We start from the raw sequence: 21850 nt of genomic DNA, 5'->3' as shown, positions 1-21850 counted from the left end.
CCGGGTGCCTAGCCTCGCGCGCAGAGCTGCCCAACGGCGGGCAGTACTTCACCGGGAGGCAGACCAGCATGACCCGTTACGCGGCGCCCGGCACCGAGGGCGCGATCGTCTCCTACCAGACGCGCTACGACCACTTCATCGGCGGCGCATACGTGCCGCCGGCCAAGGGGCGGTACTTCGAGAACCCCTCGCCGGTCGACGGCCGGCCGTTCACCGAGATCGCGCGCGGCACCGCGGAGGACGTGGAGCGGGCGCTCGACGCCGCGCACGCGGCCGCACCCGCCTGGGGACGTACGTCGGTGACGGAACGCTCCGGCATCCTGCTGAAGATCGCCGACCGTATGGAGGCCCACCTGGAGCCGCTGGCGGTAGCCGAGAGCTGGGAGAACGGCAAGCCGGTGCGCGAGACGCTGGCGGCCGACATCCCGCTGGCGATCGATCACTTCCGCTACTTCGCCGGTGCGATCCGCGCCCAGGAGGGTTCCCTGGGCGAGATCGACGACGACACCGTGGCCTACCACTTCCACGAACCTCTCGGCGTCGTCGCACAGATCATCCCCTGGAACTTCCCGATCCTCATGGCGGTCTGGAAGCTGGCTCCGGCGCTCGCGGCGGGCAACGCGGTCGTCATCAAGCCCGCCGAGCAGACCCCGGCCTCCATCCACTACTGGATGAGCCTGATCGCGGACCTGCTGCCGCCGGGCGTGGTCAACATCGTCAACGGCTTCGGCGTGGAAGCGGGCAAGCCGCTGGCGTCCAGCCCGCGGGTGGCGAAGGTCGCGTTCACCGGGGAGACCACCACGGGGCGGCTGATCATGCAGTACGCCTCCGAGAACATCAAGCCGGTCACACTGGAGCTCGGCGGCAAGTCGCCCAACATCTTCTTCGACGACGTCTGGGCCCATGACGACGAGTTCCGTGACAAGGCGCTCGAGGGCTTCACCATGTTCGCGCTCAACCAGGGCGAGGTGTGCACGTGCCCGTCCCGGGCGCTCATCCAGCGTGGCCACTACGCGGAGTTCCTCGAGGCCGCCGTCGCCCGCACCCGGCTGATCAAGCCCGGGCACCCTCTCGACACCGACACCATGATCGGCGCCCAGGCCTCCTACGACCAGCTCGAGAAGATCCTCTCCTACCTGGACATCGGCCGGCAGGAGGGCGCCAAGGTACTCACCGGCGGCGAACGCATCGAGTACGACGGCGACTTGAAGGGCGGCTACTACGTCCAGCCGACCATCTTCGAAGGCGACAACCGCATGCGGATCTTCCAGGAGGAGATCTTCGGCCCGGTGGTCTCCGTGACTTCCTTCGACGACTTCGACGACGCCGTCAAGACCGCCAACGACACCCTGTACGGCCTCGGCGCCGGCGTCTGGACCCGGGACTCCACCACGGCGTACCGCGCGGGCCGCGCGATCCAGGCGGGCAGGGTCTGGACGAACTGCTACCACGCGTATCCGGCGCATGCGGCGTTCGGGGGCTACAAGCAGTCGGGAATCGGCCGCGAGACGCACAAGATGATGCTGGAGCACTACCAGCAGACGAAGAACCTGCTCGTTTCATACAGCCCGAAGAAACTCGGGTTCTTCTAGTTACTCTCTGGCGCCCAGCGGAGTTCCACTCGGACCAGTCACGGACCAATATGCGCTGGAGAACGTCATCCCGCGAGCCACACCCGGCGTGGACAAGGCCGTTGTCAGTGCCGCACGCGGTGCTCGCCTCGGATATCGGGCGCTGCAGGAGGGATCGCGTCCCGTGAAGTGGTGTAGCCGGGCAGGGGACCGGAACGCGCGGACGTCTGCCCCGAGCGTGCGCCCGCCACCGCCGTGGCGATCGCCGCCGGGGCCCTGGCGGGCGCGAGGGGCATTTCGCGGCGACGCCGACGCCCACGCAGGTCTCGGCGCAGCCACTGGGGCCGCGGGCCGTCGCCTCGCGCCACGGTCAACCTCGGTCGGGAGGTGGGTACGGGGTGACCCCACACCCCGTACCCCTGACACCGTTCATGCCCCTACCGCTCCTTGGTCTCCTCCAGCACCGTCCTGCCCAGCAGGGAGTACCGCTCGGGGGAGCGGTGCTTGAGGTACTGGGCGTAGCCGATGCCCGTCACCGCGACCAGGGCCACCAGCCACGGCGTCGCCTTCAGCAGCAGCGAGCCGGACTCCGTGCCCGCGGCGACGCCCATGTTGGACACCAGCAGGACGACCACGCCGAGCATCGCGATGCCGCCGATGAGCGGGGCGGCGGAGGTCCTGAACCAGTGGCGGCTCTCGGGGTGGTTCCTGCGGAAGTAGACCAGCACCGCGAAGGAGCAGACGGCCTGGACGACCAGGATCGCCATCGTGCCGAGGATCGCGAGGAGGACGTACAGCGCGTTGTACGGGTCCTTGCCGGCCGCCCAGAACGCGCCGATGAGGACGGCGGACACGGCCGTCTGGACCAGGCCCGCGATGTGCGGGGAGCCGTGCCTGGCGTGGGTGCGGCCGACCGTGCGCTTGAGGGACGGCAGGACGCCCTCGCGGCCCAGCGCGTACATGTAGCGGGCGGCGCAGTTGTGGAAGGCCATGCCGCAGGCCAGCGAGCCGGTGATCATCAGCCACTGCATGACGACGACCGCCCAGTGGCCGACGTAGTGCTCGGTGGGGTTGAAGAAGAGGGCGAGGGGGTTCGGGGAGGACGCGGCCTTCACGGCCTCCGCCTCCCCGTTGCCGATGATGGCCATCCAGGAGACGAAGACGTAGAAGACACCGACGCCGAGGACCGAGATCATCGTCGCCTTGGGGATGATCTTCTTCGGGTCGCGGGACTCCTCGCCGTACATCGCAGTCGACTCGAAGCCGACCCAAGACCAGAAGGCGAAGAAGAGGCCGAGGCCGGCGGAGGTCCCCTTGAAGGCGTTGACCGGGTTGACCGGGCCGAAGGTGAAGCCGTGAGGGCCGCCCCCGTGCAGGGCGACCGAGATGGCCATGGCCGCGAGGACGGTGACCTCGGTGCCGAGGAGCACGACGAGCAGCTTCTCGGCGACGCTGACGCCGAACCAGGTGCCGGTCGCGTTGACGGCGAGCATCAGGATCGCGAACGCCCACCACGGGACGTCAACGCCTGTCTGGTCCTTGAGCGTTGTGTTGGCGAAGACCGAGAAGATGCCGATCAGCGCCGGCTCGAAGACGACGTAGGCGAAGGTCGCAAGGAGGCCGGAGGCGAGGCCCGCGGTGCGGCCGAGGCCGTAGGAGATGAAACCGTAGAAGGCGCCGGTGGACGTGATGTGCTTCGCCATCGACGTGAAGCCGACCGAAAAGATTGCCAGGACGACCATTGCGACGAGATAGCTCGCCGGGGCGCCTATGCCGTTGCCCGACGACACCATGAAGGGCACGTTGCCGGTCATCGCGGTGATCGGGGCGGCCGTCGCGACGGCCATGAAGACCACGCCCAGCAGACCGATCGCGTTGGGCTTGAGCCGGTGAACCCTGCTTTCGTCGCCCGATTCCGTCGCCGGGGCGACTCTTTCGTCCACTGCCATCGCCGGTGGCCCCTCTCCTGCTGCTCGCTGCTTGCACTGGACCGGAACTCTGTAGCCCGAATGAGTCGGGCAAGGGTCTCGGGGCGTTAAATGTTTGTCAACCAGACCTTTAGAAACCTGACGCAACCTGTGGGCAACACACGGCTCGTACGGTCACCGCCATGACCGTCTACACGTCCACACTCGGCGTCGAACGCTTCCGCTTCGGCTCCCTCGCGCACCTCCTCGCCGCCGCGAGCCCCGAGCGCTCCGGCGACCGGCTCGCCGGCCTCGCCGCCGCGAGCGCCCAGGAACGGGTCGCCGCGCGCTGGGCCCTCGCCGAGGTGCCGCTCGCGACCTTCCTGACCGAGCCGGTGATCCCGTACGAGACCGACGACGTGACCCGGTTGATCCTCGACACGCATGACGCGGCGGCCTTCGCGCCCGTGGGCGGGATGACGGTCGGCGAGCTGAGGGAATGGCTGCTGGCGGCGGGGAGCGAGGCGCTGTCGACGGTGGCGCCCGGGCTGACCCCGGAGATGGCCGCGGCGGTCTCGAAGCTGATGGGCAACGCCGATCTCGTCGCCGTGGCCCGCAAGGTCCGGGTCGTGACGGCGTTCCGCTCGACGATCGGACTGCCGGGGCGGCTGGCCACCCGCCTCCAGCCCAACCACCCGACGGACGACCCGGCGGGAGTGGCGGCGGCCCTGCTGGACGGCCTGCTGCTCGGCTCCGGCGACGCGGTGATCGGCATCAACCCGGCGACGGACAGCCCGAAGGCGACGAGGGCACTGCTGGAGCTGCTGGACGGTGTGATCGGCCGGTACTCGATCCCGACCCAGTCCTCGGTGCTGTGCCACGTGTCGACGAGCGTGCAGCTGATGGAGCAGGGCGCCCCCGTCGACCTGGTCTTCCAGTCCATCGCCGGCACCCAGGCGGCGAACGCCTCCTTCGGTGTCACGCTCGGCCTCCTGGACGAGGCGCACGAGGCGGCGCGCGGGCTCGGCCGGGGGACGGTCGGCGACAACGTCATGTACTTCGAGACCGGCCAGGGCAGCGCCCTGTCCGCCGACGCGCACCACGGTGTGGACCAGCAGACGGTGGAGGCGAGGGCGTACGCGGTGGCCCGGCGCTACGAGCCCCTGCTGGTGAACACGGTCGTCGGCTTCATCGGCCCGGAGTACCTCTACGACGGCCGCCAGATCCTCCGCGCCGCCCTGGAGGACCACTTCTGCGGCAAACTCCTCGGCCTCCCCATGGGCCTGGACATCTGCTACACGAACCACGCCGACGCCGATGACGACGACGTGGCGACCATGCTGACCATGCTCGGCGTCGCGGGCGCGTCGTTCGTGATCTGCACGCCGGGCGGCGACGACATCATGCTCAACTACCAATCGGCCTCCTACCACGACGCGTTGTACCTCCGTGAGGTCCTCGGCCTGCGCCCGGCACCGGAGTTCGAGGCATGGCTGGGGTCGATCGGTCTGCTGGACGAGGCGGGTTCGATCAGGGAGGTGCCGTCGGACTCGGCGCATCCCCTGATGGCGATCGGAAGGGAACTGGCGGCATGACGAACGGCCAAGTCGATCTCACCGTCAGGAACCTGCCCCTCTGGTCCGCGCTGCGCCGGCACACCCAGGCCCGTATCGGCCTCGGCCGCGCGGGCACCTCGCTGCCGACGCGGCACCGGCTGGAACTCCAGTCCGCGCACGCGGCAGCACGGGACGCGGTGCACTCGCCGTTCGAGCCGGAGGTGGTGGCGGCGGGGCTCGCGGGAAGGGAGACGGTACGGGTCCGCAGCGCGGCGGGTGACCGCCTCACGTACCTCCAACGCCCCGATCTGGGCCGCTGGTTGGACCCGATGAACCGCGCGCATCTGCCCGTCGGCGACTGGGATGTGGTGTTCGTGGTCGCGGACGGGTTGTCCAGCCGGGCCGTGCACGAGCACGCGGCGGCGATGGTACGGGGCACGGTAGCGCGGCTCGTGGGATGGCGGGTGGCACCGGTGGTACTGGCCGAACAGGCCCGGGTGGCCCTCGGCGACGACATCGCGTCCGCGATGGGAGCCGCGATGGTGGTCGTGTTCGTGGGCGAACGACCGGGGATGTCGGCGGCGGACTCGCTGGGCGCGTACCTGACGTACCGGCCGAGGCCGGGGGAGACGACGGACGCGGACCGCAACTGCCTGAGCAACATCCGGCCGCCCCTGGGCCTGACGTATGAGCTGGCAGCGGGGAAGTTGGCGGGCTTGATGGGGAGGGGGCGGGAGCTGGGGATCACCGGGGTGGGACTGAAGGACGAAAGCGATCACGAAGCAGTAGGCGAGCGGATACTCTGAGTGGTGACTGGTCTGCGAGGGCCGGGGGCGCATCATGACGTTGACGACAGAGCGACCGACGATGAGCGGCACCGACTCCGACGGCTTCGAGGCGATGCTGGATCTCCTCGACGACCGGTGAGGCGCTGGAGTGGGTCCGGGAGAACGTCACCTGGGACAACCCCGGGTCGCGGAAGCAGGCCAGTCAGTGCAACCAGACCGAGCGGTGGTGGCGGATCCGGTGCGGCGGCGGCTGCGGGAACTGGTGTCCCGCCCGGTGCCGGATGAAGCGGTTGCGTGACCACTCCGGACGGGAGAACTGTGCGGCGCAGCAAGGGGATTGCAGACCACGACACGCTCCTGGTGCGCGGTCCGGATGGGTGGGGGCCCACGGGGGCCTGGCGCGGGGACCGCACCCGCCTCCTGATGTCGGTCGCCGACCAGTTCCTGACGGACCTATGACGGCACCGACTACGGCGCCTGGTCGTCGTATGTCTACTTCGTGCCGAACGTAGCCAAGCCGAACCCGCCGACGATCTCCTGCTCGCCGTACACCTCTCCGACGCCCGGGGCAGCCGGACCGGCGTGCAGATCCTGGCGGCCTTGACAACGGACCAGTGACTCAAGCGGCCTCATCAGCTCAGACTGGGAAACAGAGAGGGGCACCCCCCTCGGGGTCCGCACCGTCAAGGTGTCCGGCCACTCCGCGCCGAGCCGGGCAGCGAGTGCGGCGAGCACGGCCCGCCCGTCACCGGCGAGGTCCAGGTACAGCCCGGCCACACGCGAGGCCCGGCAGCCGACGGCGACGTTGTCGCCGGCCCGCCACGTATCCCGTACGCGGGCGGGGACGCTCAGGCAGCGTGCGTGCCACCCGCCAGCGGCGGGCCACCGCCCGCCGGGCGGGATCGGGAACACCGCCAGCCCGGCCAGGTCGACAGCCGCAGCCGTGGTCGAGGCCGGGTCAGCAAGCACCGTGGTACTCGTGGTCGGCGCCGCACTCGCAGCAGTGGAAGCCGGTGCCGAAGAACAATCCGCCGTTCGCGGAGTGGTTGGTCACCGAGCTGTGGCCCGTCTCGGGCCCCGGGCACGAAGGGGGCGATCGCCGAGGCATTCGCCGTCCACGAACGCCGAAGCCCCGGCCATCGCGCCCTCCCCCTGGCTCAGTCCCCCGACTGCCCGCCCGACCTGGCCCAACGTATTCGCAAGTGGCTACGCCGCTGATCGTCTGCGACTCCAGGATTCCCGTACCCATCGGCGGCTCCAGTTGGTCGCAGTGGACGAAGCCGGCTCATCACTCAGCTCACAGACCCCCGCACCCAGCCGGGCGATCTGGTCCACTTTTCCGTCCTCGCCCGTAGGTCGAGGTGATCCTGCATCAACTTCTCCATCAGCGTGGGCCCTTGCTGTCCGAGCAGTCTTGCCGGAGTGTCCCTGCTGATCGGAGTCGAAGTCGGCCGGGTCGTGGAGATACTGGGCGGTCCACCGGAGGTCCACCCACCCCGCGCGGACCGAGTGTGCGCCGCCCCTGGACCTCAGACCAAGATCCGGACCATTCCCGGGCCATTTACTCGCCACCCGTGCAAGGCGCGGCTATTTCTGCTGGTCACGAGCACGCAAGGCTCGTACCACCAGCAGACGAAGAACATCCTCTGTTCCTACAGCCCGAAGAAACCTGGGTTCTTCTGGAGCAGGGAAACCCCTGGTGACGTGCCGTGTGGAGGGCACCGGCCCGCCCGGGCGGTCCTAACGGTGATGGTGCCTTGGCTCGTGGCAACAGGCACCGTCGGCGACGACGGGCGACAAGCCGGTGGCCGGCAGCGTGCCGCGCATGTCGCGTGATCCCGTCAACGCCTGGCCAGAATATCCTTGAGCGCGACGTTGAGCTCGAGGACGTTCACCCGGGGCTCGCCCATGAAACCGAGCGTGCGGCCCTCGGTGTGGTCCTTGACCAGCTTCTCGACCTGGGAGGCCGGCAGGCCGTTCTCGACGGCGACCCGGTGGACCTGGATCTCCGCGTACTGCGGGGAGATGTCCGGGTCCAGGCCGGAGCCGGAGGAGGTGACCGCGTCGGCGGGCACCTCGGAGGCCCTGACCGTGTAGCCGGGCACCGAGTTGTCCTTGATGACGGCCGCCTTCGCGTCCTTCACCTGTTGGATCAGGTCCTTGTTGTCGGCGGAGAGGTTGGTGGCGCCGGACAGCAGCAACTTGTAACGGGTGTTGACGCTGTTGCCGCCGAGCCCGTTGGCCGGACGGCCCTGGAACCACTTCAGGTCGGGGTCGGGGGTCCGCCGGCCCTTCTTCGGCGGCAGGTTGTACGACTGCCCGATCAGGGACGAGCCGACGACCTTGCCGTCCGCCCTGATCTCGGAGCCGTTCGCCTTGTCGTGGAACAGCGCCTGCGCCACACCGGTGACGACCAGCGGATAGATGACGCCGGTGACCATGGTCAGCACCAGGAGGGCGCGCAGGCCCGCCCCGAGCAACCGGAATGTGCTGGATACGGAGTTGTTCATGGTGATCAGCACGCCTTCGGAAAGTCACAGCCCGGGGATGAGGGAGATGAGCATGTCGATGATCTTGATGCCGATGAACGGGGCGACCAGCCCGCCGATGCCGTAGATCGTGAGATTGCGCCGCAGCATCTTGTCCGCGCTCACCGGCCTGTACCGCACGCCCTTCAGGGACAGCGGTACCAGCGCGATGATGATCAGTGCGTTGAAGACGACGGCGGACAGGATCGCGGAGTCGGGCGAGGACAGGCCCATGATGTTGAGCTTGTCCAGGCCCGGGTAGACGGCCGCGAACAGCGCCGGGATGATCGCGAAGTACTTCGCCACGTCGTTGGCGATGGAGAACGTCGTCAACGCTCCGCGTGTGATGAGGAGTTGCTTGCCGATCTCGACGATCTCGATCAGCTTGGTCGGGTTGGAGTCGAGGTCGACCATGTTGCCGGCCTCCTTGGCGGCCGACGTACCGGTGTTCATGGCCACGCCGACGTCCGCCTGGGCCAGCGCGGGCGCGTCGTTCGTGCCGTCACCGGTCATCGCGACCAGCTTGCCGCCCGCCTGCTCCCGCTTGATGAGCGCCATCTTGTCCTCGGGCGTGGCCTCCGCGAGGAAGTCGTCGACACCCGCCTCCTCGGCGATCGCCTTGGCCGTCAGCGGGTTGTCGCCGGTGATCATGACGGTCTTGATGCCCATGCGGCGCAGTTCCTCGAACCGCTCGCGCATGCCGTCCTTGACGACGTCCTTGAGGTGGATGACACCCAGCACGCGGGTGCCCCGGTCGTCCTTGGCGGCGACCAGCAGCGGAGTGCCGCCCGCCTGCGAGACGGCGTTGGAGAGGGTGCGCGCGTCCTCCGCGACGGTGCCCCCCTCCTCCTGGACCCAGGCGATGACCGAACCGGTCGCGCCCTTGCGGATCCTGCGTCCGTCGACGTCCACGCCCGACATACGGGTCTGGGCGGTGAAGGCGATCCACTCGGCCTGCGCCAGCTCGCCCTGGTGCCGTTCCCGCAGCCCGTACCGCTCCTTCGCCAGTACGACGATGGAACGGCCCTCCGGCGTCTCGTCGGCAAGCGACGACAGCTGTGCCGCGTCGGCCACTTCGGCCTCGGTGGTGCCCTGGACCGGCACGAACTCGGACGCCTGGCGGTTGCCCAGGGTGATGGTGCCGGTCTTGTCCAGCAGCAGCGTCGACACGTCACCGGCGGCCTCGACCGCACGGCCCGACATGGCGAGGACGTTGCGCTGGACGAGCCGGTCCATGCCCGCGATGCCGATCGCGGACAGCAGGGCGCCGATCGTCGTCGGGATGAGGCACACCAGCAGGGCCACCAGCACGACCATCGTCAGGTGCGTGCCCGCGTAGTCCGCGAACGGCGGCAGCGTGGCGCACGCCAGCAGGAAGACGATCGTCAGCGACGCCAGCAGGATGTTCAGCGCGATCTCGTTGGGCGTCTTCTGCCGGGCCGCGCCCTCGACCAGGTTGATCATCCGGTCGATGAACGTCTCACCCGGCTTCGTCGTGATCCTGATGACGATGCGGTCGGACAGCACCTTCGTCCCGCCGGTGACGGCGCTGCGGTCACCTCCGGACTCGCGGATGACCGGGGCCGACTCGCCGGTGATCGCCGACTCGTCGACGGAGGCGACACCCTCGATGACGTCGCCGTCACCGGGGATGATGTCGCCGGCCTCGCAGACGACCAGATCGCCGATCTTCAGCTCGGTGCCGGGCGCCTGTTCCTCGGACGTGCCGTCCGTGAGCAGCCTGCGCGCCACGGTGTCGGTCTTGGCCTTGCGCAGGGTGTCCGCCTGCGCCTTGCCGCGGCCCTCGGCGACGGCCTCCGCCAGGTTGGCGAAGATCACGGTCAGCCACAGCCAGACGCTGATCGCCCAGCCGAACCAGTCGCCCGGGTCCTTGAAGGAGAAGACGGTGGTCAGGACGGACCCGATCCACACCACGAACATCACGGGGGACTTGACCATCACCCGCGGGTCGAGCTTGCGGCAGGCGTCCGGCAGCGACTTCAACAGCTGCTTGGGGTCGAACAGGCCCGCGCCGACACGCCCTTCAGCGGGCTTGTGCCCGGTGGGTACGTCGCTGTGCGGCGCCCGGGTCGGGGTGGCTGTGGACATCGAGTCCTCTGACTTCTCTGTACGGGTGGTCATGACGCCAGCCCCTCGGCGAGCGGACCCAGCGCCAGCGCCGGGAAGTAGGTCAGACCGGTGATGATCAGGATCGCTCCCACCAGCAGACCGGTGAACAGCGGCTTCTCCGTGCGCAACGTGCCGACGGTCACCGGGATCGGCTGCTGCTCGGCGAGGGAGCCGGCCAGCGCCAGCACGAACACCATCGGCAGGAAGCGGCCGAACAGCATCGCCAGAGCGGTCATCGTGTTGTACCAGTCGGTGTTCGCGTTCAGGCCGGCGAAGGCCGAGCCGTTGTTGTTGGACGCCGAGGTGAAGGCGTACAGCACCTCGGAGAAGCCGTGCGCCCCGGAGTTGAGCATCGAGTGCGGCGGCGTCGGCAGGGCCATGGAGACCGCGGTGAAGACGAGCGCGAGCGCCGGGGTGATCAGGATGTAGCAGGCGGCCAGCTTGATCTCCCGGGAGCCGATCTTCTTCCCGAGGTACTCGGGTGTACGGCCGACCATCAGACCGGCGATGAACACGGCGATCACTGCCATGATCAGGATGCCGTAGAGGCCGGAACCGGTACCGCCGGGCGCAATCTCGCCCAGCATCATGCCGAGCAGGGTGATCCCGCCGCCGAGGCCGGTGAAGGAGGAGTGGAAGGAGTCCACGGCACCGGTGGACGTCAGGGTCGTGGACACCGCGAAGATGGACGAGGAGCCGACGCCGAAGCGGACCTCCTTGCCCTCGTACGCCCCGCCGGCCAGCTGCAGCGCCGGGCCGTGGTGGGCGAACTCGGTCCACATCATCAGCGCGACGAAGCCGAGCCAGATCGTGAACATCGTGGCGAGGATCGCGTATCCCTGCTTCACGCTGCCCACCATGACGCCGAAGGTGCGGGTCAGGGAGAACGGGATGACGAGCAGCAGGAAGATCTCGAAGAGGTTGGTGAAGGGCGTGGGGTTCTCGAAGGGGTGCGCCGAGTTGGCGTTGAAGTAACCGCCGCCGTTGGTGCCGAACTCCTTGATGGCCTCCTGCGAGGCCACCGCTCCACCGTTCCACTGCTGCGAGCCGGTCATGCCGCGGCCGTTGAGGAACTGGCCGACCTCGTGGATGCCGGAGAAGTTCTGGATCGCACCGCACGCCACCAGCACGATCGCGGCGATCGCGGCGCCCGGCACCAGGATCCGGACCGTACCGCGCACCAGGTCGGCCCAGAAGTTGCCCAGCTCACCCGTGCGGGAGCGGGCGAACCCGCGGACCAGCGCCACGGCGACGGCGATGCCGACGGCCGCGGAGACGAAGTTCTGCACGGCCAGACCGGCGGTCTGCACGACGTGCCCCATGGTCTGCTCGCCGGCGTACGACTGCCAGTTGGTGTTGGTCACGAAGGAGACGGCCGTGTTGAACGACTGCGCCGGGTTGACCGAGGAGAAGTCCAGCGAGCCGGGCAGAACGCCCTGGAGCCGCTGGAGCAGGTAGAGGAAGAGGACGCCGACCGCGGAGAAGGCGAGGACACCGCGCAGGTACGCGGGCCAGCGCATCTCCGTGTCCGGGTCGGCACCGATGCCCCTGTAGATCCACTTCTCGACGCGCCAGTGCTTGTCGGAGGAGTAGACCCTGGCCATGTAGGTGCCGAGGGGGATGTACGCGAGCGCCAGCGCGCCGATGAGGGCGACCAGCTGGAGCACTCCCGCGAGAACGGGACCCATGTCCCCCGCAGCGGTGACTGCTGATGTCACAGTCAGAACCTCTCCGGGAAGATCAGGGCGAGGACGAGATAGCCCAGCAGGGCGACGGCCACGACCAGGCCGACGATGTTCTCGGCGGTCACAGCTTCGTCACCCCCTTGGCGACGAGGGCCACCAGCGCGAAGGACGCGAGCACGGTGACGACGAAGGCCAGATCGGCCATCGCGAGCTCCTGGCGTGAGGTTCGATGAAAGGCGGACGGTTAGAGGGAACCGCCTTTCCGGCCGGGTCCGACCACCCGTTGACGGCTCTCTTACGGGTACCGTCACGGCTTTGACGGGACTCTTACGACCCGGCCCTCAGACCCGCGTGCCAGGCTCCGAGGCATCCGTTTCGCGGGCGTAGGCGGCAGTGACACCAGCGGGCTCCCGGACGGACGAGTGTGTGCTCGCCGGCGCTACGGCTCTTTGTTCTCATCCACGCAACCGCCACCCGGGGTGACCCGGCCATCGGTCGGCGGAACGAGCAAGGCGTCCGAGATCGGTTTGGCGCCGCCGTGTGCGGTCAGGCCGCCGTCGACGGGGGTCTCCGCGCCCGTGATGAAGGATGCGTCGCCGGAGAGGAGGAAGGTGACGAGCGGGGTGACGTCGTCGACCGTTCCGGTGCGGCCGAGGGGTGTCCCCCGGAGGTTCGCCTCGCGGAACGCGGGCGCGGCGGAGGCGGTCGTCTCGGTCTCCACGAAGCCAGGGTGGACGGTGTTCACGCGGATGCCGCGCGGTCCCAGCTCCATGGCGGCGGTCTTCGACAGGCCGCGCAGCGCCCACTTGGCGGCGGTGTAGGAGACCACGACCTTGCCGAGGAGTCGCTTGGCTCAAAGGTCGCTCACGGCCGCTCACGGCGGCGGCGCCGGACGACCGGTACCGGCGCCGGACGACCGGGACCGGCACCGGACCAGGGCCTGCCGCCACGGTGTTGGAGACGGCGCCGATGCCCTCCATGGTGAGGGGCCACTCCTCGCGATCATCCGGCCTATTTATCGATCTGATTATTCTGTTAGCGGATAGCGAGGAGTGGCGACAGTGCGGTCACCCGCGCCCGGGGCTCGCCGGCGGTGGTGGAGTCAGCCGAGGTTCCACTTCTGGTTGCTGCCGCCGTTGCAGGTCCACAGTTGGACCGGGGCGCCGTTGGCGGTGGAGGCGCCGGTGACGTCCAGGCACAGGCCGGACTGCGAGCCGGTGACGCTTCCGTCGGCGTTGGTGTTCCACTGCTGGTTCGCCCCGCCGTTGCACGGCCAGGTCACCACCTTGGTTCCGGCGGTGGTCTGCTTGTTGTAGGCGTCCAGGCACAGGGTGGTCCCCGACAGGGTCACCGTCAGCTGCCCGGAACCGGTGCGGGTCCAGATCTGGCCGGCCCCGCCCCGGCAGTCCGAGATCTGCGCCTGGGTACCCCCCGTCGTCGACCCGTTCGGCACGTCCAGGCACTTGCCCGCACCCACCGCGTGCAGTTCACCGGAGGTGCTGGGCGGCGGGGTGCCGGCGCCGCCGCCGTCGAGACCGAGGAAGGTGATGGCGTAGGCGAGCATGCCCGGCTGCGGCAGGGTGTGGCCCGTGCCCGCGATGCTGATCCCTTCGACGGGGGACTGCGCGCCGGTGCCGCCGTAGCGGGTGCGGGTCCAGGACGACTGCGGCCGGTCGGTGGCGGTGGGTGTCTGCCCCATGCCGTGCAGGTTGGTCCACTGCTTGATCTCCTCGCCGAAGTTGGGGTAGGCGAGGGTCGTGTCGGTGGTGCCGTGCCACAGCTGCATGCGCGGGTAGCCTCCGGTGTAGCCCGGATCCATGGAACGGGCCAGGTCGCCCCACTGCTGGGCCGATTTGATGACGTTGCCGCCGGAGCACTGGCCGTTCCACTGGGAACCGTCGGTGGTGGCGAAGCAGCCCGCCGGCACCCCGGAGAACGCGGAGGCGGCGCTGAAGACATCGGGGTACTCGGCGGCCAGCACGTTCGTCATCATGGCTCCCGACGAGAAGCCGCTGACGACGATGCGGGCCGGATCGACGTTGTAGTGCTGCCGGGTGTAACCCACCATCGACATGATGCCGGTGGAGTCGCTGCCGCCGTCCCGCTTGAGCGCCGCCGGTGACGAGACGTCGAAACAGTGCCCGTCGCGGGTGGCCTCGGGCAGGACGATGATGTAGCCGTACCGGTCGGCGGCGGTGACGTAGTCGTGTCCGTTGCCGCCGAAGATTCCCCCGGCCGAGCCCCCGCAGTAGTGGACCAGAACCAGCAGTGCCGGCCTGGCCGCCAGGTGGTCGGGCACGTAGAGGTACATGTTGAGGTTGGTGGGGTTGTTCCCGAAGCCCGTGACGTGGGTCAGGCTCGCCGCGGCCGCGGGTTGGGGCACCAGGAGGGTGAAGGCTGCGGCCAGTGGCAGTAACACCATCGCCAGGACCGCGTGCAGAGCGCGTCTCACGAGTAAACCTCGTTTCCGGTGATCGGCAGGGGCCGGGCAGCGGCTCGCCCGGCCCCTGGTGTGGTGGTCAGCCGATGGCTGTGGCGAAGATGTGCATGGCCACTTGGCCTTGCGCCGCGTCGGAGCCGACGTTCGGCAGGGTCAGGTAGGCCACGGTCTTGCCTGCCTGGAGCGGCACGGTGGCGCCGTACACGCTGACCTTCTGCTGGACCTTGCCGCTGCCGCTGTTGAAGTAGTCGGTGGTGGCGAGGATGTCGCTGCCGCCGGCGGCGCTGTTGCTCCACCAGTCGGAGAAGGACAGGGTGTAGCTCTGGCTGGTGCCGTCGGTGTAGGTGATCAGGCCGGTGCCGGACGCGTCGCCGTAGTCGGCGGTGCCGAGGAAGCCGAGCTTGGTGCCGCTTCCGGTGAACGGGACGGTCTGGCCCCCGGCCACGATGTTGTCGGGCTTGCCGGTGCCGGTGGTGGGCCAGGTGAAAGTCAGTCCGTCGTGGGTGACGGTGCCGCCGGAGGTTATCCCCTTGGCGGCGAGGGCTTGCTGGGACAGGCTCTGACGGCCGCCGTCCAGATTGCCGGCGGCGGGAGTGGCGTCATCGCTGATGCCGATGTTCTTGGTGATGTCGCTGATGGACGAGTAGGGGACGAGCAGTTGGCAGGCCGCGTCGTCGCTGGCCCGGGCGCCCCGGTAGCCGGCCGAGGCGGCCAGGGCGAAGGTGCCGGGCTTGACGCCGGCCGGGGGCGTGACCGTCCAGGTGGTCTTGACCGAGGCGCCGGCCGGGATGCTGTGGAAGGTGGCCGGTGAGGTCGGGGCGGCCCTCCAGCCGTCGGGCACGTCGAGAGTGACCGAGGCGTTCGGCATGGCGGTCCGGCCGGTGTTGGTGTAGGTGGTGGTCGCCGTGACGGGGGAACCGGGCTTGACGATCGGGTCGGCGGAGAGGGCCAGGGTGTGGTGGACGCGGATCACGGCGGAACCGGTGACGCCGTGCACGGTCGCGCTGATGGTGGCCACGCCGTTGCCCACCGCGGTGACCAGCCCCTTGCTGCTGACGGTGGCGACGGAGGGGTCGCTGCTGGCGTAGCGGACCTTGGTCCTCGACAGGTCCAGGAAGGAGCCGTCGTCGTTGACCGCCTCCACGATGTGGTCGGCGGTGACGTTCAGGTTGCGGCCGGGCTGGGCCGTGGGGTCGGTGTCGTCCTTGATCCACCGGTTGCGGGCGGTGAGGTCGAGGGTGTGGCCCGCGTCGTAGACCACGGCCTCAGGCTGTACGGTCACGTACTTCACGTGCGGGGTGAGGCTGCCGTGCACGGTGACCCTGGCTGATCCGGCGGTGGTGGCGGAGTCCGGTCCGGCCTCGAACCGGTACGTGCCGTCGTGGACGACCTGCCTGGCCTTCCGGCCGTCGTGGAAGGCCAGGTCCGGGACCCGGACGCGCAGGGTGATGTGCTGGGTGGCGCCGGGCTGGAGGACCCGGGTCCTCCGGAAACCGACGAGCCGCTTCTTCGGCAGTTCGCGGTCCTTGACCGTGAAGTCGGTGGCCGCATACAGCTGGGCGACGGTGGTTCCGGCCACGGTGCCGGTGTTGGTGACGTCGAAGCGGACGTTCACCGTCCCGTCGGCGTTCACCGAGGAGCGGTCGGCATGGATGTGGGAGTAGGCGAAGGTGGTGTAGCTCAGGCCGTAGCCGAAGGGGTAGGTCGGCTTGCCCGTGAAGTACTGGTAGGTGCGGCCCAGACCGCCGGTCCCGCTGGGTGCGAGGTCGTAATCGGAGATGGCGGGCAGCTGGGAGTCGTCCTTGTACCAGGTGAAGTTCAGGTGCCCGCCCGGGTTCTGCCTGCCGAACAGGACGTCGGCGAGGGCGTCGCCCTGGCTCTCGCCGTTGTAGCCGGCGAAGACGATCGAGGCCACCTTGGCGCGGTAGGGCTCGATGGCGACCGGCCCGTCGGACTGGATGTCCAGCACCGTCCTGGGGTTGCCCAGGGCGGTGACCTGGTCGATGAGGCTGCCGTAGTTGCCGGGCAGGGCCAGCCCGGCGCGGTCCTTGCCCTCGCCCGCCGTGGCGTCGTCGGTGCCGATCGCGACGACCACCAGGTCGGCGCTCTTGATGTCGGCCTGGGTCCGGTCGCTCAGCGTCGCCGCGCCGGTCGCGGTGCTGGAGGTGCCGGCCGCGTCGTGGACGACCTGCGCGTCGGGGTTGGCCGCCTTGACCTGGGCGGTGATGCCCTGGACTGCGTCCACCTTCTTGGTGGGATCGCCCGAGTAGCCACCGAGTGTGACCTTCCCGGCCTGGTCGCCGACGATGACGACCTTGTTCAGCTTGGCCGGGTCGGCGGGCAACAGCGGCCTGCCGGTACCCGCGACCTTGTTGTTCTGCAGCAGGACGAGCGCGTTGTCGGCGACGGTCCGGGCCAGTTCCTGGTGGGCCGGGGACTCGACGACGTCCTTGGTGATCTTCGTGTACGGCTGCTGGTTCACCGGGTCGAACTCACCGGTCCGCATCCGGACGGTGAACAGGTGCACCAGCGCGTTGTCGATGACGCCTTCGCTGAGGACACCGGCCTTGATCGCCTGCTCGAGGTTGGCCGAGGTGGCCTCCGCACCCGTGCAGTTGACGTTGGTGCCCGCGCGCAGCGCGTAGGCCTGGCCGCCGGCCGCCCCAGACACCTTCCGGCCCGTGGCGGTGCTGGTCCAGGTCGAGTTGGCACCCTTGTGGTCGGTGGTCCAGCCGGGCGGCGCCCAGTCGTGACCGGTGGGGAAGGACTGGTACGTGGTGCCGACCGCGCCGCAGTCGGAGGTGATGTACCCGCCGAAGCCGTACGTGCGCTGCGCGATCTGGTTGGTGGTGTACGTGTTGGCCGCCGACGGTGTGCCGTTGATCGCGTTGTACGAGGTCATCAGGCCGGCGACACGCGACTTCTCGATCAGGCTCTTGAACTGCGCGGTGTAGTAGTCGTACAGGTCGTCGTCCGAGACGTCCGAACTGATGCCGGTGCGGTCCTGCTCGACGTTGTTGAGCGCGTAGTGCTTCGCGGTCGAGGCGACCTTCAGGTACTTGCTCTGCGGGCTGCCGTCGGGATTCTGGCCCTGGTAGCCGTTCACGAAAGCGCCCGCCATCTGCCCGGTGAAGTACGGGTCCTCACCGAACGCCTCGTCGGTGCGGCCCCACCGAGGGTCGCGGTCGAGATTGACCGTCGGCGCCCAGTAGGTGAGCATCCCGTAGTCGTCCTTGGAGGGCCCGAGGTTGTTCTGCCCGGTTCCCCACAGGGACTTGTCCAGCAGGCCACGGGCCTCGTCCGAGATCGCCGTCGTCTCCTTGTACATCAGGTCCTTGTCCCAGGACATGGACGCGGCGAAGTTGGTGGGGAAGCTGGTGGCGTGCACGCCGCCGGTCACGGAGCCCGGGTTGGTGTTGGCGAACAGGGTGTTGATGCCGTGCTGCCCCTCGCTCCAGTACGTGTACTGCTGCACGCCCAGCCGGGGCACGGCCGGCGCGCTGTTGGTGTGCAACTGCTGGATCTTCTCGTCCAGCGACATCCGGGAGACCAGGTCCGCGGCCCGTTCCGGGAAGGAGTACGAGGTGTCGAGGTAGATGGGCGGGGATGCCCGGATCGCGGACCGCGGGCCGGCATGGGCCGTGCCGGCGGCCGCGCCGAGCATGCCCAGGCAGCACGCGGCGGCCACAGCCGCGCGCAGGGACGGTGTGTTGGTTCTGGGCATCGGGCGCCTCCTAGCGCAACGTTGGTCGGCCGTCCGGTTCGTGTGCGGGGCCAGGCCGGCACGGTGCCGTGCGGGCCTGGCCCCGGTGTGTCAGTTCTGCAGGCTCCAGTGCTGGTTCGCACCGCCCGTGCAGCTCCACAGCTGGACCTTCGTCCCGTTCGCGGTCCCCTGGCCGTTGGCGTCCAGGCAGAGCCCCGACTGCACCGCTGTGATGGTGCCGTCGGGATTGACGTTCCACTGCTGGTCCGGCTGCCCGTTGCAGTCCCAGATGGCCGCCGGGGTGCCGCTGCCCGCGGACTGGCCGACGCCCAGGCACTTGTTGCCGTAGACCATCAGTTGCTTGCCGGTGGAGTAGGTCCACCGCTGGTTGGCTCCGCCGTTGCAGTCCCACAGTTGTGCCTGGGTGCCGTTGGCGGTCGTGGAGTTGTTGATGTCGAGGCAGCGCCCCGACTGCTGGCCCACGATCTCCTGGTTGCCGGAGGGCGGGGGCGGAGGCGGGGGCGGGTTCGTGCCCGAGCCGAACTGGGTGAAGAACTGCCACACCGCCGCCGACGTCCAGGTGCGCCAGCCGTCACCGGTGGAACCGTCGATGGGTCCGGGGTCGTGGCCCGCTCCGTCGAACGCAGCCCAGACGACGGGGTAGCCGGACTTGCATCCGGAGTAGGTGGTGATGATGTGCGTCAGGCTTCCGTAGGCCGGCTCGGGCGGGTTCTGCGGGGTGCAGCCGTTCGTCCGGACGAAGGTGTCGCGCAGGTCCCGTCCCGACTGGATGGGAAGCACGTTGTCCCTGAGGCCGTGCAGCCCCATGTAGGCGATGGGCTGGTTGCCGCCGTTGCACCCGCTGAGGTTCGCACCGGAGTAGACCGCGACCGCGCGGAAGACCGTCGCCCGGGAGCAGGCCAGGGCGTACGACATCGCGGCGCCGTAGCTGAAGCCCGCGGAGAACAACTGGGTGGTGTCGACGCACAGACCTGCTTCGATCTGGCTGACCATGGCGTCGACGAAGGCCACGTCCTGGCCGCCGGGGTTCGCCCAGCCGTTGCCGTTGCCCTGGGGCGCGACGAAGATCGTGCTGTTGTTCGCGTCCGCCAGGCGCCGCAGACCGTAGTAGGACCAGTTGTACCCGTCCGTACCGCCCGAGTCGACGTCATTGGCCGTGCCGCCCCGCCAGTGGAAACCGAAGACCAGCCGGTAGGGGTGGTTGCTGTCGTAGCCGGCCGGGACCCGCAGTATGTAACTGCGGGTCTGGCCGCCGCTCTGGATCGTGTGGTTGCCGCTCGTCAGCGCCGGTGCCTTGCCGCAGCCGGCGGTCGCCCGGACGGCACCGGTGGTCTTCGCCGACGTGGGCGCGCTCGCACTGCTGCTGAACGAGGTGCCCGCGGCCGACAGGACGAGAAGTAACGCGGCCGCGATCGACATCAAGAGTGGTTTGGGTTTCATGCACTCCTTCTTCCGTGGTGGGGGGACGTGCGGGGAGCTTGTGTCGCCGGGGCGGTTCACACGCCGGTGATGGTCCATTCGTTGTTGGTGCTGGAGTTCGGCGTCCACAGCACCGCCGTCGAGCCGGACGTCGTGCTGCCGCTGCCGTCGAGGGCGGTGCCGGTGCCCCGGTTGACGATCTGGTAGCGGTTGCCACCGAGGTTGTTGAGGGACCACTGCTGGTTGTTGCCGCCGTTCCACGCCTCCTGGCGGGCGGGAGCACCGTTGGCGGAGTTGCCCCAGCTGTCGGCGGCCATTCCGTTGGTGCGGTTCATGATGCGGTAGTAGCCGTTGCCGAGGTCGATCAACTGCCACTGCAGGTTGGTGCTGCCGTCGTAGTTCCACTGCTTGAGGTTGGAGCCGGAGGCGACGTTGCCCCCGCTGTCCAGCACGAGTCCGCTGGTCACATTGGCGATCTTGACCCAGGTGGTGGAGCCGCCGGTCGCGCCCAGTGGGGGGATCTGGCCGGAGAAGGTGAGCTTGACCGTGTACGCCAGGGCGTTGAACGGCGCGTTGGACGAAGGCATGGTGAGGTGCAGACCGGAGGCGTCCTGGGTCGGCGCGGGCAGATCGGTGTAGCTGCCGGCGGTGTTGTTCAGCAGCTGCGCGCCGGTCAGGCTGCTGAGGTTGAACTGGTTCGAGTTCAGCGTCGTGATGGTCATGGTGCCGCCCTGCCAGCCCAGCGCGGTGGCGTAGAGGACCTTGTTGTCCTGGCTGCGGGTGAACCTGACGTCCTGCGGTTTGCCGGCCACCGGTCCGCTGAACGAACCGCCGCCCATCTTGGTGGGGCCCTCGCCGTAGCTGATCCAGGACCGGGTGCCGTAGATCGCCTCTCCGAAGCGGCCGAGCCAGTCACCCATTCCGAGCAGGATGGACTGCTGCCCGGAGGGGATGGTTCCGTCGGCCATCGGAGCGATGTTCAGCAGCATGCTGCCGCCCTTGCTGACCCGGTCGATCAGCGAGTGGAGCAGTGCCTGCGTGGAGTAGTAGCCGATGCCCACCGTGTAGCACCAGCTGGAGGAAGAGATGCTGTCGTCGGTCAGCCAGTAGGGGGTGAGCAGTCCTGCCGGGCCGCCGCGCTCGAAGTCGTACACCTCGCCCTTGTTGTCCAGGCCGTCCTTGTAGGTCGCGACCACGTCCTTGTTCCACGCGACCGCCTGGTTGTAGTAGTGCGCGAGGAACTGCAGCCGGTAGGACTCCTGCACCAGGCCCAGGTCGAAGTCCTGCCAGACCAGGTCGGGCTGGTAACCGTCGATGATCTCGATCAGCTTGTCGTACCAGAGCTTGTTCTCCGCCGCCGTCCCCTGCTGCCCGTAGAGGATGCGCAGCGTCGGGTCCGACTGGTTCGGCACGTGGTCGTAGTAGCCGTTGAAGTGGTAGGCGTGGTGCAGGGAGGCCATGAACTTCAGCCCCTGCCCGCGGATGGCCTGCGCGTGCAGTCCCACCAGGTCGAGTCTGGGACCGCGCTGGACCGAGTTCCACGGGTTGGCGCGGCTGTTCCACATGGAGAAGCCGTCGTGGTGCTCGGCGACCGGGCCGGCGAACCGCGCCCCCGCGGACTTGAACAGCCGCGCCCAGGCGTCCGGGTCGAAGTTGCCGCCCTGGGAGGCGAGTTTGGGGGCGAACTGCACGTAGTTGCCGGCCTTGTCGCGGGCGCCGTCGATGAAGTTGTTGTACGGCCATGAGGAGGGGTCGCCGTAGGTGGCGATGTGGTGCCGGTTCTCGGCCGAGCCGCCGATGTACATGTTGCGCGGGTACCACTCGTTGCCGAACGCGGGAACGCTGAAGACGCCCCAGTGGTAGTAGATGCCGAACTTGGCGTCCTGGAACCAGGCCGGGGCCGGGGGGTGCTGGTCCACGGACGACCAGCTCGCGGTGTAGCTTCCGGGGCCGTCGGTCGCGGCGGCCTCCGGGGCGAACCGCAGCAGGCCGTAGGCCGTGGCCGCGCCGGCCGCCGCCAGCAGCCGGCGCCGGCTGACCGGCAGGGAGGAGGAAGACATGGGGGCCTCTCTGGGGATTGACGGGGTGATGCGGGAGTCGGT

At 68.9% G+C, this 21850-nt stretch carries 13 protein-coding genes and 1 pseudogene; 3 read left to right on the top strand and 11 right to left on the bottom strand.

Annotated features, from left to right (window positions below; translation table 11 throughout):
- Positions 1-68: 68 nt before the first annotated feature.
- Complete coding sequence (gene exaC, locus ACWC21_RS16185; RefSeq protein WP_450882173.1) at positions 69-1592, top strand: acetaldehyde dehydrogenase ExaC; 1524 nt, start codon at positions 69-71, stop codon at positions 1590-1592.
- 416 nt (positions 1593-2008) lie between these two features.
- Here the strand turns inward: exaC and ACWC21_RS16180 are convergent, their stop codons facing one another.
- A complete protein-coding gene (locus ACWC21_RS16180) occupies positions 2009-3520 on the bottom strand; it encodes an APC family permease (protein ID WP_450882171.1) in 1512 nt (503 codons plus the stop codon).
- Between the two features lie 161 nt (positions 3521-3681).
- Here ACWC21_RS16180 and ACWC21_RS16175 point away from each other — a divergent pair, with 161 nt between their 5' ends.
- Together ACWC21_RS16175 and eutC are read left to right on the top strand one after the other, a co-directional pair.
- Complete coding sequence (locus ACWC21_RS16175) at positions 3682-5073, top strand: ethanolamine ammonia-lyase subunit EutB (protein ID WP_450882169.1); 1392 nt, start codon at positions 3682-3684, stop codon at positions 5071-5073.
- A complete protein-coding gene (gene eutC, locus ACWC21_RS16170) occupies positions 5070-5840 on the top strand; it encodes an ethanolamine ammonia-lyase subunit EutC (RefSeq protein WP_450882167.1) in 771 nt (256 codons plus the stop codon). Before ACWC21_RS16175 ends, eutC begins: the two co-directional genes overlap by 4 nt.
- 474 nt (positions 5841-6314) lie before the next feature.
- Here eutC and ACWC21_RS16165 read toward each other — a convergent pair whose 3' ends face one another.
- The 10 genes and pseudogenes from ACWC21_RS16165 to ACWC21_RS16120 all read right to left on the bottom strand — a co-directional run bounded on the left by ACWC21_RS16165 (position 6315) and on the right by ACWC21_RS16120 (position 21808).
- The gene (locus ACWC21_RS16165; protein ID WP_450882165.1) at positions 6315-6791 is read right to left on the bottom strand and encodes a bifunctional DNA primase/polymerase; all 477 of its coding nucleotides are present in this window, start codon (positions 6789-6791) and stop codon (positions 6315-6317) included.
- Positions 6792-7663: 872 nt separating this feature from the next.
- Entirely contained in the window at positions 7664-8332 is a 669-nt protein-coding gene (locus tag ACWC21_RS16160) for a potassium-transporting ATPase subunit C (protein WP_450882163.1), read from the bottom strand.
- Between the two features lie 24 nt (positions 8333-8356).
- On the bottom strand, positions 8357-10492 hold the full coding sequence (kdpB, locus tag ACWC21_RS16155) for a potassium-transporting ATPase subunit KdpB (RefSeq protein ID WP_450882161.1): 2136 nt from the start codon (positions 10490-10492) through the stop codon (positions 8357-8359).
- The gene (gene kdpA, locus ACWC21_RS16150; protein ID WP_450882379.1) at positions 10489-12168 is read right to left on the bottom strand and encodes a potassium-transporting ATPase subunit KdpA; all 1680 of its coding nucleotides are present in this window, start codon (positions 12166-12168) and stop codon (positions 10489-10491) included. Before kdpA ends, kdpB begins: the two co-directional genes overlap by 4 nt.
- Before the next feature lie 32 nt (positions 12169-12200).
- Complete coding sequence (gene kdpF / locus ACWC21_RS16145; RefSeq protein ID WP_016434100.1) at positions 12201-12290, bottom strand: K(+)-transporting ATPase subunit F; 90 nt, start codon at positions 12288-12290, stop codon at positions 12201-12203.
- A gap of 314 nt (positions 12291-12604) precedes the next feature.
- Positions 12605-12991, bottom strand: a pseudogene (locus tag ACWC21_RS16140) (SDR family NAD(P)-dependent oxidoreductase); the annotation flags it as partial.
- 276 nt (positions 12992-13267) lie between these two features.
- The gene (locus ACWC21_RS16135; protein ID WP_450882159.1) at positions 13268-14617 is read right to left on the bottom strand and encodes an extracellular catalytic domain type 1 short-chain-length polyhydroxyalkanoate depolymerase; all 1350 of its coding nucleotides are present in this window, start codon (positions 14615-14617) and stop codon (positions 13268-13270) included.
- A 67-nt stretch (positions 14618-14684) separates the two neighbouring features.
- Entirely contained in the window at positions 14685-18329 is a 3645-nt protein-coding gene (locus ACWC21_RS16130; RefSeq protein WP_450882157.1) for a glycoside hydrolase family 3 C-terminal domain-containing protein, read from the bottom strand.
- A gap of 90 nt (positions 18330-18419) precedes the next feature.
- Positions 18420-19748 carry a ricin-type beta-trefoil lectin domain protein gene (locus ACWC21_RS16125; RefSeq protein ID WP_450882377.1) on the bottom strand — a complete coding sequence of 443 codons (1329 nt, stop codon included), beginning with the start codon at positions 19746-19748 and terminating at the stop codon, positions 18420-18422.
- Between the two features lie 77 nt (positions 19749-19825).
- On the bottom strand, positions 19826-21808 hold the full coding sequence (locus ACWC21_RS16120; protein WP_450882155.1) for an alpha-L-fucosidase: 1983 nt from the start codon (positions 21806-21808) through the stop codon (positions 19826-19828).
- Positions 21809-21850: the final 42 nt, after the last annotated feature.

This window comes from Streptomyces sp. NPDC001348 (genome assembly GCF_053597535.1).
Note: the sequence above shows the minus strand (reverse complement) of the source record. Positions and strands in the feature narration are given on the sequence as shown.

What these genes read in the sequence shown, in the direction of transcription:
- ACWC21_RS16175 (WP_450882169.1), top strand. Translation starts at nt 3,682, where the DNA reads ATGACCGTCTACACGTCCACACTCGGCGTCGAACGCTTCCGCTTCGGC.
- ACWC21_RS16180 (WP_450882171.1), bottom strand. Translation starts at nt 3,520, where the DNA reads ATGGCAGTGGACGAAAGAGTCGCCCCGGCGACGGAATCGGGCGACGAA.
- ACWC21_RS16120 (WP_450882155.1), bottom strand. Translation starts at nt 21,808, where the DNA reads ATGTCTTCCTCCTCCCTGCCGGTCAGCCGGCGCCGGCTGCTGGCGGCG.
- exaC (WP_450882173.1), top strand. Translation starts at nt 69, where the DNA reads ATGACCCGTTACGCGGCGCCCGGCACCGAGGGCGCGATCGTCTCCTAC.
- ACWC21_RS16160 (WP_450882163.1), bottom strand. Translation starts at nt 8,332, where the DNA reads ATGAACAACTCCGTATCCAGCACATTCCGGTTGCTCGGGGCGGGCCTG.
- eutC (WP_450882167.1), top strand. Translation starts at nt 5,070, where the DNA reads ATGACGAACGGCCAAGTCGATCTCACCGTCAGGAACCTGCCCCTCTGG.
- kdpB (WP_450882161.1), bottom strand. Translation starts at nt 10,492, where the DNA reads ATGACCACCCGTACAGAGAAGTCAGAGGACTCGATGTCCACAGCCACC.
- ACWC21_RS16125 (WP_450882377.1), bottom strand. Translation starts at nt 19,748, where the DNA reads ATGTCGATCGCGGCCGCGTTACTTCTCGTCCTGTCGGCCGCGGGCACC.
- kdpA (WP_450882379.1), bottom strand. Translation starts at nt 12,168, where the DNA reads ATGGGTCCCGTTCTCGCGGGAGTGCTCCAGCTGGTCGCCCTCATCGGC.
- ACWC21_RS16130 (WP_450882157.1), bottom strand. Translation starts at nt 18,329, where the DNA reads ATGCCCAGAACCAACACACCGTCCCTGCGCGCGGCTGTGGCCGCCGCG.